Here is a 13,389-nt window from a genome sequence, read left to right on the forward strand (position 1 = left end):
ATGGCAACCGACGACTCACTATCGAGTGTGGTCCGGGCCTTCTCCCTGGCGGCTTGATGCGCGTTCAGGGCAATGGCGTATCAGCCGCAACACAGGCAACCGCTGATCAGCGGTTGATCGGGGTCGTTTTCAAGAAACGCGACTTTGACCTCCACACCGGGTCGCAGCGGCGTCACTTCACAACGCCAATTGGCAGTACCGGCCAGCCAACAACTGCTCTTGTCGTCGAACCGACCTTCGCGGTCCCAGGGAAACTTGACCTTGACCCTTTCGAAACGCTGACCACGCGAGTTCGCCTGGTCTTCCAGGGCAATGACCAGCGCCGTCTGGTTGCCTGGCGCCAGAGGCTTCTCATGAGCCAAAGGCGGGCGATAGCAAAGGTCCAACGCAAGCGCGGTGAAACGGTTGCGATAACCCTGGCGCAGTTGATCCTGGTTGTCAGTGTGGCCATTGGCGACGCTCTCATCCGCAACCTGTGGTTGCTTGCCCTCATGAATGACCTGAGTCAGTAGCCAGAGGTCGCTGCCCTGGCCCGAGGTTTCCAGGACATGACCACTGAGCAGCCCGCTCTGCGTACCTTGCCCTTCAACCTGGCGCGACTCCCTGGCACGCAGGCTTGTCGGCGTGCCGTGACCGATCGGTAACAGGGTGGCGAGCCCATCGTGCCCGGGGGTAAAAGCCGTGGTCGGCCCGATCGGGGGGAATACTGCCTGCTGATCGCCAAAGACCAGCACGTGGCCTTGAGCGCTGTGCTGGAAGTGGAAGTGAATTCCCTCTTCCTCGCACAGGCGCTGAATAAAATGCAGATCGGTTTCATCGTACTGGGTGCAGCAGTCACGCTCGGGGTAGCTCGCCCCGAGCTCAAAGCGGTAGGCATCCCCCAGAATCCCATGCTCCTCCAGGACCAGGGCGACGATAGCGGGCACCGAGAACTGCTGATAGATCCTCTTGTTGATACGGTGACGCAAGTAGGACAGGTGCGGCACCAGGGCCAGGTTGTAGTGCGTCAAGCCTTGGGCGTCTGGGCCTCGCGCAATGTGATAGATGCGCCCATGAATGCCATTGCCCCAAGTGTCGAATGCCAGAAAAGCCGGCACATCGAAGAGGCATTGCAGATCCAGATCCGGCCGCTCGCACACACACTCCACATTGAAGAAATAAGGCTTGCTGATCGCCTCTTCTCCGGTGAACGCGCGCACCTTTAAGTCGTGCGCAAAACCGTCGATTGTCAGGCTGAACCGGGGTGCATTGGCTGGGCTGAACATCCACTGTTCTCTTATTGCATAACCTGTTGAATGGGCACGGTCGTGCAGCGCCTTGCGCAAAAGTTCATCTTGCACAAGACGCGTACATGTCTCCGAGTGTTTGAACAATGCGCTCACACACAATAACGATGTGCATGAAGCAGCAAGCGAAGAGTCAACTCAGATCAGATACTGCTCTTCACCTTGGTCCAGACCCGAGTACGGATTCTTTCCAGTTTCAAAGGCAGCGGCTCAAGCGGAACCAATGTGGCGATGGTTTGCTTGTCTGGATAAATCCAGGGGTTATCGCGCAACTTCTGCTCGACAAACTCGGTGGCATCTTTATTGCCATTAGGATAAAGCGTGTGATTCGAGGTCTTGGCAATCACTTCCGGGCGCAACATATAGTTGATGAAGGCCAGCCCTTCCTTGGGGTGAGGGGCATCTTTCAACAGCACCAGGTTTTCCGACCAGACCAGCGCACCTTCACGAGGAAGGCTGTAGTTGATCCTGCGCCCGGTATTGGCACTTTCATTGGCGGCTTGCGCAGCCAGGGCGCCATTGGCCCAGCCCACAACGACACAGATGTTGCCGCCCGCCAAGTCGGTATCGATTCTGGAGGAGTCGAAATAAAGGATATAGGGGCGAATCTTCAACAGCAGCGCTTGAGCTTTCTGGTAATCATCCGGGTTCTTGCTATTGCTGGGCAGCCCGAGGTAATTCAAGGCAATCGAGATGATCTCGCTGGGAGAGTCGAGCATGGCCACACCACAAGACTGCAACTTGCTGATGTTCTCTTCCTTGAAGATCAGGTCCCAACTGTTGACCGGGGCATTGTCGCCCAGGGCTGCCTTGACTTTATCCACGTCATAACCAATGCCGGTGGTGCCCCACAAGTAGGGCACTGCGTAGCGATTGCCCGGGTCATTGACCGCCAGTTGCGCCAGGATGGCGGGATCGACATGGGACAGGTTACTTAGTTGACCTGAATCAAGTGGCTGCAGGACTCCGGCCTGGATCAGGCTGGGCAGTACATTGGAGGTCGCCACCACCACGTCATACCCCGTGCGCCCGGCCATGACCTTGCTCTGCATGATATCGGCGCTGTCGAAGGCATCCATGTGGATACGGGTGCCGGTGGCCTGTTCGAACTCCTTTGGAGTCTCTGGTGCGAGCAGCCCGAACCAGTTGTAGAGGTACATGGCAGGCTCTGCGGCACCCGCCGTTGTGCTTATTCCGGCATAGAGAAACGCAGCCGAAAAAATGGTTCGCAAACGTGACTTTCTCATGCAACATCCTTGTCCAGACGACGTGCCCTCATGGCGGTCGTAAACCTGTGCCAGCGAATATACCGGGCATCAGCCAATAGTAAATACCTACGATTACTTAGCTCCGGCCGACCATTCCCTAACCCTAAAGGGGTAGAAAATGCCACTCGATCTTCATAGCCTGGCCTGGCACCGTTCGATTGGAAAACTGATTCTGCAGTTGAATCGCCCAGAGTTCTGGAGCTCACTTATCCGCACACTCAATGAATATGTGCAGATTGATAACTGGGTGGTTTTGATCTTCAGCAATCAACAAGTGCAAGTTGTCAGCCTGCCCGAGGTGGCAGATGCAGAAGAAGTGGATGCGTTCATTCACCTCTATGTAAAAGGCCTGTATTTGCTGGACCCCTTCTATATCGCCAACCGGGAAAACCCGCAGAGCGGCTTCTTTCATCTACTGGATATAGCGCCGGAGTACTTTGTTGAAACCGAGTACTACCACAAGTACTTTGCACAATATATTTGCGTAGATGAAGTGCAATACAACATCCAGCTCGATGCTGACAGAACACTGTGCATTTCCATTGGCAGCAACGCCCATTTCAGCCAGGAACACATCACCATGCTGGACATCATCAAGCCGTGGGTCACGGCACTCATGCATCAGCGCATGTGCTTCGAAGTCGATGTGGAAAAAAGCCTCAGCGAACCGCCGCAATGGCCGGAAACGATCACCCAGTTTGGTACCCAGATAACCACGCGGGAAAGTGATGTGCTCAGGCTGCTGCTCAGTGGCTTTTCCAACAAGGAAATCGCAGGAAAGCTCTCCCTCTCCACAGAGACGATCAAAGTGCACCGCCGCAACATCTACGCCAAGTTGAACATCAAGTCACAGTCCGAACTCTTTGCACGCTTCTTCATGCCCAGGCAGGATGTGCTCTCTTTAAGCTAGGCCCCGGGCCTGAAATGAACTCACGGGCCTGGCACGAACAGCGAGAGCACCAGCAGGCTCACGTACGTTCGACCGAGCGTTGCTCATTCGCCTGAACACCCACATGGAGCCGGTAGCCATTCGATGGATATCCAATTTCGCGGTAACGCAATGCCTGGCAACCCCGCCGCTGGCACCTGCGATGAATACAGCCTGAGCGCCATTTCCAGCCTGGATGAGCTGATCGACGCCTACCGCAAGATCGCTGGCGACCACCCGGGTTTCCAGCCCCTTCTCTCGCTGGACGATCTGCCCCAGGCCCGCTACACCTCCGGGCATGCCCGCAACAACCTGGGGCTGGACGATGCCTCGGAGCAGGAGATCGCCCTGCTACCTGCAGAGTGCTTCGAACAGGGTGAATACCTGGGCTACCCCACCACCAAGGCCGAGTTCGCGATCTGCTTGCGCAACTTCACTGACCTGGTGGCAGGCAGCTCGTTCGAAGACGCTTGCGCCCACGGCCTGACCCTTGATGAGCCAGCCCTGCGCGAATGGGTGGACTATCAGCAAAACCCGGTATCACTGCTCGACCAACCCCTCTCGGCACTCCTGGTGCCCGTCGAGCAGTCCTATCAGGCGCTCGCCGCTTTTCCCAACGGCTACTTCAGTTGCGACCTGGGCCCCGCGCAGAACTTTGCGGTGGCCCGCCATTTCGCCCAGGCCCATGGCTATGAGTTGATCGGGGTGGGCGCGTCCTACCTCGGCTTCCTGCGTGCAGGGCCTGCCGACCTTTGCGTCGCCAGCGCGGTGGCGAGGGATTTTTGTGCGCTCTACAACACCCCCGAGGAGGACCGACAAGCCGTGGTTTCAACGGTTGTCGAGGCTGTTCGCGGTCGCACTCACCTGTGGCTGCGCTACGTGGAATGACGCTCGGAGAAAGGGAACTGCAACAGCAGCCAATTGATGGTGGCTGGGGCGGGTCATGAATCAACTAGAAAAGCCGATCGGTTAAACCTGCTTCAACTTTTCGACAAAAAGAGTGATTTGGGCCGGGGGGCATATTTTTAGTTAGGTTTCAGGCCCGTTCAGTTGCCAGATGTCTTGAATCAGGCTGAAGCCTTTGCGCAAGCCGGGAAGAAGGAGGCAAAACGATCTTGAACTCCTTCCGTTCAATTTGAATGCTCCAACAAAACATCATGAGTTGAGGGCCCCTTTAGATTTCACTGAGTACCTACCCCTAAGACCAGCGCGTGATCATCGAGCAGCCATCATCGCCCCTGCCAGGGCAGGGGCGGAGAAAGCCAAAGAAATCCTGAGCACCTATGCAAATCGTATTCATCGTGTATAGTTTACGTATGAATTCGTAATCTTTTGGTGGCGTCCGTGAGCGAGCAGAAAGTAAAAAAATCCGTCAGCGTCAGGCTGGACCAAGATGTTCTCAACGAATATCAAAGGCTGGTCGAGGGCGCTGAGCTGTCGATCAGCGATGACATGCGTTTACTCGTCCAAAACACCATCGACAAAGCCGAGATTCTCGGTATCGAAGGTAAGAATGTGGTGGCTTGCACGTTTAACTGGAAAAAACCGCCGAACGCGTTCCCCGAGCTTGTGGGACATCTTCTGGTGACCATTACCCCTCCCGAAAATCTGCCGGAACAAGTTCTGCAGAGACTGGTTTTTGTCATTCCCGAGTTTTGGACTCCGCGAAACGACCACAGAGAATCATACGAGCACTTCAGGATCGACTCGGCCTACTTCAATCGAGTGACCGATGAAAAACACATAAAAACTAGCACCAGAACGACACGCAACGTCATGAGTTTCCACCTGCTCAAAAACAAGTGGTTTGTCAGCATTTTCGATTATGGAACCCAGTATTCAAAGGAGGAGATGCAGGCCGAGATCGAGGAGAAAATTACTCAGCACATCATAAGTACTATCAAGTGCTACCTAATCGGCCACCTGCCCGACTCACGGATTATTTCCGAAGAGAGGCACAAAAAAATGATAAGTCTGTATGAGGACAGCGATATAGATAAGATGACCAAACTCTTCTGAATTAACAAAAGGTGGGCTTGAGAAAGCGTACAGGAAAGGGGGTGCAACCCCTCCCTGTACTAAAGGCTCAAGCACAGAACGGTAATTTCGCGGCATCTGTCTGCCGGAACACTCTGAACTGAGTCCTCACGAAATCAGAATACAGAGTGCGTGGGCAGCCGACAATGTCCACCGCGTTCTCTCTCTTTAAAAGGGGATAGAAAATGTCTTGTACTGATGAAAAGACTGTCTCTGTTCGCGCATACGATCGTACCCGCAATGGTCAGCGTGAACATATAAGACGCCACCTCCGTAGCGCTCCGAAACGCTAACGGAAACCGTGCTCATCCCAATGAGCACGGTTCTTCATTCGATACAGACATATCAAAGAAAGGGAGATGCAGTACCACATTCAGACATCCCCATTCGACATTCTGTTGCGAAAACCAATGAGCTGCACTCAAGCAACGCTAACTCGCTGCCCCTCCCCGCACAAAAACCACCCCACAACCCGGTAAAAACCCGGATAATGCCCCCCATTTTTTTGCCTCGTCACGCCGGTGCCCCCCATGGAAATCAAGGTCAACTTTCTCGACAACCTTCGACTTGAAGCCAAGTTCGACGACTTCACGGTGGTGGCCGACCAACCTATCCGCTACAAGGGCGATGGTTCGGCGCCGGGGCCGTTCGATTATTTCCTGGCTTCTTCGGCGCTGTGCGCGGCGTACTTCGTGAAGCTGTACTGCCAGACCCGCAATATCCCCACCGACAATATCCGCCTGTCGCAGAACAACATTGTCGATCCGGAAAACCGCTACAACCAGATCTTCAAGATCCAGGTCGAGCTGCCGGCGGACATCAGCGACAAGGACCGCCAGGGCATCCTGCGTTCCATCGACCGTTGCACGGTGAAGAAGGTGGTGCAGACCGGCCCCGAATTCATCATCGAGGAAGTGGAAAACCTCGACGCCGATGCCCAGGCGCTGTTGATGCCGCAATCGGGCTCCAGCGAAGGCACCTACATTGCCGGCAAGGACCTGCCCCTGGAGCAGACCATCGCCAACATGTCCGGGATCCTCGCGGGCCTGGGGATGAAGATCGAAATCGCTTCGTGGCGCAATATCGTGCCCAACGTCTGGTCGCTGCATATCCGCGATGCGCAGTCGCCGATGTGCTTCACCAACGGCAAGGGCGCCACCAAGGAAAGCGCACTGGCGTCGGCCCTGGGCGAGTTCATCGAGCGCCTGAACTGCAACTTCTTCTACAACGATCAGTTCTGGGGCGAAGAGATCGCCAACGCCGAGTTCGTGCATTACCCGGACGAGCGCTGGTTCCAGCCGGGGCGCAAGGATGAGCTGCCCAAGGAGATCCTCGACGAGCACTGCCTGGCCATCTACAACCCGGATGGCGAGCTGCGCGGCTCGCATCTGTACGACACCAACTCGGGCAATATCGAGCGCGGTATCTGCTGCCTGCCCTATGTGCGCCAGTCCGACGGTGAGGTGGTGTATTTCCCCTCCAACCTGATCGAGAACCTGTACCTGAGCAACGGCATGAGCGCCGGCAACACCCTGGCCGAAGCCCAGGTGCAGTGCCTGTCGGAGATCTTCGAGCGGGCGGTCAAGCGCCAGATTCTCGAAGGCGAGATGGCCCTGCCGGATGTGCCTCAGGAAGTGCTGGCCAAGTACCCGAGCATTCTGGCCGGCATCCAGGGTCTGGAAGAACAAGGCTTTCCGGTGCTGGTCAAGGATGCGTCCCTGGGTGGTGAGTTCCCGGTGATGTGCGTGACCCTGATGAACCCGCGCACCGGCGGCGTGTTCGCCTCGTTCGGCGCCCACCCGAGCTTCGAGGTGGCGCTGGAGCGCAGCCTCACCGAACTGCTCCAGGGCCGCAGTTTCGAAGGCTTGAACGACCTGCCGCAGCCGACCTTCGAAAGCCAGGCGCTGATGGAGCCGAACAACTTCGTCGAGCACTTCATCGACTCCAGCGGCGTGGTGTCGTGGCGTTTCTTCAGTGCCAAAGCGGATTTCGAATTCGTCGAGTGGGACTTCACCAGCCAGGGCAGCAGCGGTGAAAGAGCGGCGGCCAACGCCGAGGAGGCCGCGACCCTGTTCGGCATCCTCGAGGGCCTGGGCAAGGAAGTCTACATGGCGGTGTACGAACACCTGGGGGCCACGGCCTGCCGCATCCTGGTGCCGGACTACTCGGAAATCTACCCGGTGGACGACCTGATCTGGGACAACACCAACAAGGCGCTGTTCTTCCGTGAAGACATCCTCAACCTGCACAGCCTGGACGAAGACGGCCTGCGCTCGCTGGTGGAGCGCCTGGAAGAAAGCGAACTGGACGACTACACCGACATCACCACCCTGATCGGCATCGAGTTCGACGACAACACCGCCTGGGGCCAGTTGACCATCCTGGAGCTGAAGCTGCTGATCCACGTGGCCCTGGGGCAGTTCGACCCGGCCAAGGAGCTGGTGGAGATGTTCCTGCAATACAACGACAACACCGTCGAGCGCGGGCTGTTCTACCAGGCCCTGAACGCGGTGCTGGAAGTGGAGCTGGACGACGAGCTGGAGCTGGGCGACTACGAGGCCAACTTGCGGCGCATGTTCGGCAACGAACGGATGGACGCGGTGATCGGCTCGGTGCAAGGCCGCGTGCGCTTCTACGGCCTGACCCCGACCAACCTGCAGCTCGAAGGCCTGGACCGCCACCTGCGGCTGATCGACAGCTACAAGAAGCTGCACGCAGCGCGAGCCAAGTGGAGCGCAGCAAAGCGCTGATCAACAGCCCCTTGTAGGAGCGAGCTTGCTCGCGAAGCACTCAAGCACGCCGCGCTCCCCCAGTGAACGCGGCGTTTTTCGTTAACGAGCATCGCGAGCAAGCTCGCTCCTACAATTGGCCAGCCAATATCCGGGCAAGCTGCTGGCGCAATGGGCCGTGCTCGGCCTCGACATAGGGCGGCGCGGTCTTCCAGTCGTAGAACCACACCGGCATCCGGCGCTTGCCTTCCGGCTCCGAGGCGTAGCGGGGAAAGATATGGCAATGCAACTCAGGCTCCGAGTTGCCGAGGATTTCATAGTTGATGCGCAGCGCTCCGGTGGCCTCGAGCAGCGCATCGCCGATGCGGGCCATGTCCAGCAGGTAGGTGGCCCGGGCCTGGGCATCCAGGTCGTTCAAGCTGGCCACCACCGGGTCCGGCAACAACAGGCAATAGCCCTCAAGAAACTGCACATCGCCCATCACCGCCCAGCCCGAGGCCATGCGGCAAATCACCTTGTCGTTGGCACCCTGTCGGGCCAGTTCTACACGTTGCGAAATCAGCGACATTCATAATCCTTGATGAGGGGGGTTCGTCGTTTCGAAGCCGTAGTGCCCGAGGCTTGTATCCAGCCGTCGAAAAACCTAGGCCACGCCGGCTGGCCAGGGCTTGCTGTCGTCCCGCTCGGGCGGGCCGTACAGCTCCTGCTCCCAGTCCTCGAACGCCGGCCGTGCCTGGTAGCCCGGATCGCAATACTGGCGGATGTACTGCGCCGCCCGGTGCTCGGCGTACTTGGCATTCACCGGTACGCCCTGCTCGTCCAGCTCCAGCACATTGGCAAAAATGGCATAGGCCATCTCCAGCATGCTCGGCTCGTCCCCGAGGCAACTGCGGTAGTCGACGCCTTCCAGCAACGGATAGCCCAAGGTGCCGTTGGCGACCCAGAAACTGAAGGTTCTCAGTGCCCCGGAAAACTCCGGACTTAGCTTCTTCGGGTAAGACATGCTGATCACTTTCCTTGATAGCGGACCGGGGCGGATTCTCGGGCAGCCACACCGGCAAGGCAAGGCTTCGTGCAACTTGCATCCGTCGGTTTCCATGGGCACGGCAAACCCGTCACAATGTGCCCCCTCTCTCTACCCCTGTGCTGTGCGCCTTGTGCAACGCACTTGCCCTGCAAGGATCGCCCGATGAATTTCCTGGAAAAACTGCTCAGCGTCTTCAAAAAGCCGGCGCCACAAAAGGCCGAGCCCGCCCTGCCCGCCGGCGAACCGGCCGCCGCAGAGGAGCCCTACGCCCAGTACCAGCCAACCCAAGCAGAGCTGGCCGGTATTGCCCTGATGGAGGCCGGTGCCGCCTGCCTCGATCGCCACTGGCAAGCGGTCGGCCACTGTGAGCAAGACGTCCTGGGCTTCGCCATCAGCCCCAGTTTCATGGGCGGCTCGCACTGGCCCTCCACGCGCCAGGCCTATCGCATCGTGCGTCGCAACAACGGCATCATTCTCGCCACCGAGGGCCTGTCCGACCCGTTCGATGGGGTCACAGGCGATGATCTGGGCAATGGTTTCGAGATGGAACTGTTCGTCGAAACCCCGGACATCCCACCCCATGCCCAGGGCGCGGTGGGTGATGTCTACCCGTTCGCCGATAGCTGGGCTTTCGAACTGCTGCGCTGCGTGGCCAACACCACGGCCGATGCCGGTGGCCTCACTGCCCGCCTGCAGCGCTACGGGGTGCTGTCCCTGGAACTGCCCGGCGTCAGCCAGTCCCGCGCCATGAGCGAGCAACTGCCAGCGCATTTCATCAGCGCTGACGACTGCGCCGGGGTACTGGTGGGCGGCCCGGCCCCGGACTTCCCGACACGCCTGGAAGACATGCCGCTGTCCCCCGTGACCCTGGTGCCGGTGGTGCTGATCACCGCCGCGGAGCTGGAGTACGTACGCAGCGGCGGGGCCCAGGCCCGGGAAGACCTGGCCGTGCGCTTGAGCGCCGCCGGCCATGCTCATGTCAGCCATTTGCAGCGCGCCAGCCTGATCTGAACCAAGGAGCCTAGCCGTCCATGTCAGAAGCCGATGCCTACTTTCCTTTCTACCTGTTCGCTGCCCGGTTCCCGGACCAGGCAGAGGCCGAACGGTTTGCCTTCGAACAGTGGGAGCCCGCCCCCGCGGCCGACGCCAGCGACGCCGAGTTCAGCGCTTGGGAAGCACGCAACCCCAGCTGGGGCCTCAAACAGGAGCTGGGGTACTACATGGACTCCGATTTCGTCGAGCTGATCGACAGTGAAGACGGCCCGCAATACCTGGAATCGCTGATCCGCAGCGACGCCGAAAAAAAGCAGCTGCGCACGCGCATCGACTCCGGCTACAGCCATTTCATCATCGTTGGCTGCGAGTCGATTTACGGTGACCACAAATCGATCTCCGGCGGCGCCAATCAACGCCAGCCCGCAAGCACGGCAACCCTGGACTACCTTGGCGAGTTCAACGTGGAGCCCGCATGAGCGAGCTCTTGCAATCAGCTATTGCATTCAGCAGCCCGTAAGGAAGGTGGCTAGATGGACCTCGATTTTGACGATGAAGAAGCGCAGTTCAACGAGTACTACGCTGACTGCACCCCTGCCCTGTATGCCTGGCTCTATATCGCCATCGACATCCGCGACATGGGCCTGACAAAGATCGGGCTGACCACCAAGCGAACTCCGCAGCAACGGATTGCCGAAGGCAAGACCTACAATCCTTTCCTTACCCTGTTCACGGTCTATGAACTGTCCAAGTGCTCCAACGGGACTTCGCGCCGGGAGCTGTCCGACATCGAGCGTTACATCCATTCAAGATCGGTCTTTGGAGAGCCGATCAAGCACTTGGACACCGGCCGTGACTCCGAATGGTTCCCCATACATCCCGAGGAGGCAGAGGCTCAAGTCGACTGGATTCTGGCTCGCCGCGGGTTCTCGGTCGGTGGAAAGAATCTCTACAGCCACTATGAGCGAGATCAAAAATTCAACGGCATCGATGTGCAGCGAATGCGCCAGATCAAGAAAATCTTTCGTCCCAATCCACGGGATCTCCACGATCGGGCTGACAAGGCCGGCATGGACTTCCATGACTATCGTGACTACCACGCTTTCCTGCAGCAGTTTCACGCAAGGGACGCCGAGGGAAAGATCTACCTCTAGCCCGCAGGCCCTGGCGCAGTTGGCCTGAAGCAATAATCCATCAAGCCGATTCCTCTGCCCGGCACTAGATGCTAAAAAGGCCCCCAGCGTTCCCATGCCACCCTTGTCGTGCCAGCCGTACCACGAGAATCACCATGCACAGCCAATACCCGAAAACCCGCGCCCCGTTGCGCCCTCTGCACCTCATCACCCACCAGCCAACGGCGGTAGCAGCATGATCGAAGTCACCGAAGTCACCATTGCCCACCTGCGCGCCGCCCTGGAGTCCGGGCAGGCCACCTCGGTGGAACTAGTCCAGGCCTATCTGGAGCGGATCGAGGCCTATGACGGCCCGAACACCGCCACCGCCCTCAACGCCGTGGTGGTGCGCAACCCCGAGGCGCTGAACGAGGCGCGGGCCGCCGATGAGCGCCGCGCCAAGGGCCAGACCCTGGGCCCGCTGGACGGCATTCCCTACACCGCCAAGGACAGCTACCTGGTCAAGGGCCTGACGGCTGCTTCCGGCAGCCCGGCCTTCGCCGAGCTGGTGGCCTACCGCGACGCCTTCACCATCGAGCGCCTGCGGGCTGCCGGGGCCATCTGCCTGGGCAAGACCAACATGCCGCCCATGGCCAACGGCGGCATGCAGCGTGGCGTGTATGGCCGCGCCGAAAGCCCCTATAACGCCGCTTACCTGACCGCGCCCTTCGCCTCGGGCTCGTCCAATGGCGCCGGCACCGCCACCGCCGCCAGCTTCGCCGCCTTCGGCCTGGCCGAGGAAACCTGGTCCAGCGGCCGTGGCCCGGCCTCCAACAACGGGCTGTGCGCCTACACCCCGTCGCGCGGGGTGATCTCGGTGCGCGGCAACTGGCCGCTGACCCCGACCATGGACGTGGTGGTGCCTTTTGCCCGGACCATGGCCGACCTCCTGGAAGTGCTGGACGTGGTGGTGGCCGAAGACCCGGACACCCGCGGCGACCTGTGGCGCCTGCAACCCTGGGTGCCGATCCCCAGCGTCGCTTCGGTGCGCCCGGCGTCCTACCCGCAACTGGCGGCCGGCGCCGCGGCGCTCAAGGGCAAGCGCCTTGGCGTGCCGCGCATGTACATCAATGCCGACCCTGAGGCCGGCACCAGCGAGAAACCGGGCATCGGCGGCCCCACCGGCCAGCGCATCCATACCCGGCCCTCGGTGATCAGCCTTTGGGAGCAGGCGCGCCAGGCCCTGGAAGCCGCCGGCGCGCAAGTGCTGGAAGTGGACTTCCCCCTGGTGTCCAACTGCGAGGGCGACCGCCCCGGCGCGCCGACCGTGTACAACCGCGGCCTGGTCAGCAAGGAGTTCCTCCACGACGAGCTGTGGGAGCTCTCGGGCTGGGCCTTCGACGACTTCCTGCGGGCCAACGACGACCCCAAGCTCAACCGCCTGGCGGATGTCGACGGGCCGCAGATCTTCCCCCACGACCCCGGCACCCTGCCCAACCGCGAAGACGACCTGGCCGCCGGCATGGACGAATACGTGAACATGGCCAAGCGCGGGCTCAAGACCTGGGACCAGATCGCCACCCTGGCCGACGGCCTGCGCGGCCTGGAGCAGACCCGGCGCATCGACCTGGAAGACTGGATGGACCGCCTGGGGCTGGACGCCGTGCTGTTCCCCACCGTGGCCGACGTTGGCCCGGCCGATGCCGATATCAACCCCGAGTCGGCAGACATCGCCTGGAGCAATGGCGTGTGGGTGGCCAACGGCAACCTCGCCATCCGCCACCTGGGGGTGCCCACCGTTACCGTGCCCATGGGGGTGATGGCGGACATCGGCATGCCGGTGGGGCTGACCTTCGCCGGGCGCGCCTATGACGACTCGAGCCTGCTGGGCCTGGCTTCGGCCTTCGAGGCCACCGGCAGCAAGCGCCTGATTCCACCGCGCACGCCGGCCTTGCACAGCGGCCAGTGACAAACCGGATCGGGGGCCGCAACGGCCCCGTTCCTCAACG

Annotated in this window: 12 protein-coding genes; 8 read left to right on the forward strand and 4 right to left on the reverse strand. The window is 59.8% G+C overall.

The genetic code is table 11. The annotated features are described in order from the left end of the window. Positions 1–80: 80 nt before the first annotated feature. Together BLS75_RS05150 and BLS75_RS05155 are read right to left on the reverse strand one after the other, a co-directional pair. Positions 81–1,265 carry a contractile injection system protein, VgrG/Pvc8 family gene (locus BLS75_RS05150; protein WP_072450534.1) on the reverse strand — a complete coding sequence of 395 codons (1,185 nt, stop codon included), beginning with the start codon at positions 1,263–1,265 and terminating at the stop codon, positions 81–83. Between the two features lie 164 nt (positions 1,266–1,429). Then, positions 1,430–2,533 (reverse strand): extracellular solute-binding protein, encoded by a 1,104-nt coding sequence (locus BLS75_RS05155; RefSeq protein WP_015635473.1) that lies wholly within the window; start codon positions 2,531–2,533, stop codon positions 1,430–1,432. Positions 2,534–2,672: 139 nt separating this feature from the next. Between BLS75_RS05155 and BLS75_RS05160 the strand changes: the two genes are divergently transcribed. The 4 genes from BLS75_RS05160 to BLS75_RS05175 all read left to right on the forward strand — a co-directional run bounded on the left by BLS75_RS05160 (position 2,673) and on the right by BLS75_RS05175 (position 8,269). Then, positions 2,673–3,464, forward strand: coding sequence for a response regulator transcription factor (locus BLS75_RS05160; protein WP_011061102.1), 792 nt, complete (start codon positions 2,673–2,675; stop codon positions 3,462–3,464). Between the two features lie 123 nt (positions 3,465–3,587). Beyond that, the gene (locus BLS75_RS05165) at positions 3,588–4,370 is read left to right on the forward strand and encodes a hypothetical protein (protein ID WP_072450535.1); all 783 of its coding nucleotides are present in this window, start codon (positions 3,588–3,590) and stop codon (positions 4,368–4,370) included. Between the two features lie 456 nt (positions 4,371–4,826). Next, a complete protein-coding gene (locus BLS75_RS05170; protein WP_143031417.1) occupies positions 4,827–5,501 on the forward strand; it encodes a hypothetical protein in 675 nt (224 codons plus the stop codon). A 548-nt stretch (positions 5,502–6,049) separates the two neighbouring features. Then, positions 6,050–8,269 (forward strand): OsmC domain/YcaO domain-containing protein, encoded by a 2,220-nt coding sequence (locus tag BLS75_RS05175; protein WP_072442017.1) that lies wholly within the window; start codon positions 6,050–6,052, stop codon positions 8,267–8,269. 109 nt (positions 8,270–8,378) lie between these two features. On the opposite strand, the gene BLS75_RS05180 is transcribed toward BLS75_RS05175, so the two are convergent. Continuing rightward, complete coding sequence (locus BLS75_RS05180; RefSeq protein WP_011061074.1) at positions 8,379–8,816, reverse strand: HIT family protein; 438 nt, start codon at positions 8,814–8,816, stop codon at positions 8,379–8,381. A 75-nt stretch (positions 8,817–8,891) separates the two neighbouring features. After that, positions 8,892–9,251 (reverse strand): DUF7677 family protein, encoded by a 360-nt coding sequence (locus BLS75_RS05185; RefSeq protein ID WP_065363932.1) that lies wholly within the window; start codon positions 9,249–9,251, stop codon positions 8,892–8,894. Positions 9,252–9,320: 69 nt separating this feature from the next. On the opposite strand from BLS75_RS05185, the gene BLS75_RS05190 reads away from it, so the two are divergent. The 4 genes from BLS75_RS05190 to BLS75_RS05205 all read left to right on the forward strand — a co-directional run bounded on the left by BLS75_RS05190 (position 9,321) and on the right by BLS75_RS05205 (position 13,349). Beyond that, positions 9,321–10,286: a suppressor of fused domain protein gene (locus BLS75_RS05190; RefSeq protein WP_072450537.1), complete on the forward strand. Its 966-nt coding sequence runs from the start codon at positions 9,321–9,323 to the stop codon at positions 10,284–10,286. Between the two features lie 20 nt (positions 10,287–10,306). Further along, on the forward strand, positions 10,307–10,747 hold the full coding sequence (locus tag BLS75_RS05195; RefSeq protein WP_072450538.1) for a hypothetical protein: 441 nt from the start codon (positions 10,307–10,309) through the stop codon (positions 10,745–10,747). A 54-nt stretch (positions 10,748–10,801) separates the two neighbouring features. After that, positions 10,802–11,422: a GIY-YIG nuclease family protein gene (locus tag BLS75_RS05200; protein ID WP_015635452.1), complete on the forward strand. Its 621-nt coding sequence runs from the start codon at positions 10,802–10,804 to the stop codon at positions 11,420–11,422. Positions 11,423–11,636: 214 nt separating this feature from the next. After that, positions 11,637–13,349, forward strand: a complete 1,713-nt coding sequence (locus tag BLS75_RS05205; RefSeq protein ID WP_072450539.1) for an amidase — start codon at positions 11,637–11,639, stop codon at positions 13,347–13,349. The last annotated feature ends 40 nt before the right edge of the window (positions 13,350–13,389 follow it).

This window comes from Pseudomonas sp. NFPP12, from assembly GCF_900103205.1.
GTDB classification, from domain to species: domain Bacteria; phylum Pseudomonadota; class Gammaproteobacteria; order Pseudomonadales; family Pseudomonadaceae; genus Aquipseudomonas; species Aquipseudomonas protegens.

Excerpts from the sequence above, each read along its gene's own strand:
- BLS75_RS05150 (WP_072450534.1), bottom strand. The coding sequence starts at position 1,265 with ATGTTCAGCCCAGCCAATGCACCCCGGTTCAGCCTGACAATCGACGGT.
- BLS75_RS05155 (WP_015635473.1), bottom strand. The coding sequence starts at position 2,533 with ATGAGAAAGTCACGTTTGCGAACCATTTTTTCGGCTGCGTTTCTCTAT.
- BLS75_RS05160 (WP_011061102.1), top strand. The coding sequence starts at position 2,673 with ATGCCACTCGATCTTCATAGCCTGGCCTGGCACCGTTCGATTGGAAAA.
- BLS75_RS05165 (WP_072450535.1), top strand. The coding sequence starts at position 3,588 with ATGGATATCCAATTTCGCGGTAACGCAATGCCTGGCAACCCCGCCGCT.
- BLS75_RS05175 (WP_072442017.1), top strand. The coding sequence starts at position 6,050 with ATGGAAATCAAGGTCAACTTTCTCGACAACCTTCGACTTGAAGCCAAG.
- BLS75_RS05180 (WP_011061074.1), bottom strand. The coding sequence starts at position 8,816 with ATGTCGCTGATTTCGCAACGTGTAGAACTGGCCCGACAGGGTGCCAAC.
- BLS75_RS05185 (WP_065363932.1), bottom strand. The coding sequence starts at position 9,251 with ATGTCTTACCCGAAGAAGCTAAGTCCGGAGTTTTCCGGGGCACTGAGA.
- BLS75_RS05195 (WP_072450538.1), top strand. The coding sequence starts at position 10,307 with ATGTCAGAAGCCGATGCCTACTTTCCTTTCTACCTGTTCGCTGCCCGG.
- BLS75_RS05200 (WP_015635452.1), top strand. The coding sequence starts at position 10,802 with ATGGACCTCGATTTTGACGATGAAGAAGCGCAGTTCAACGAGTACTAC.
- BLS75_RS05205 (WP_072450539.1), top strand. The coding sequence starts at position 11,637 with ATGATCGAAGTCACCGAAGTCACCATTGCCCACCTGCGCGCCGCCCTG.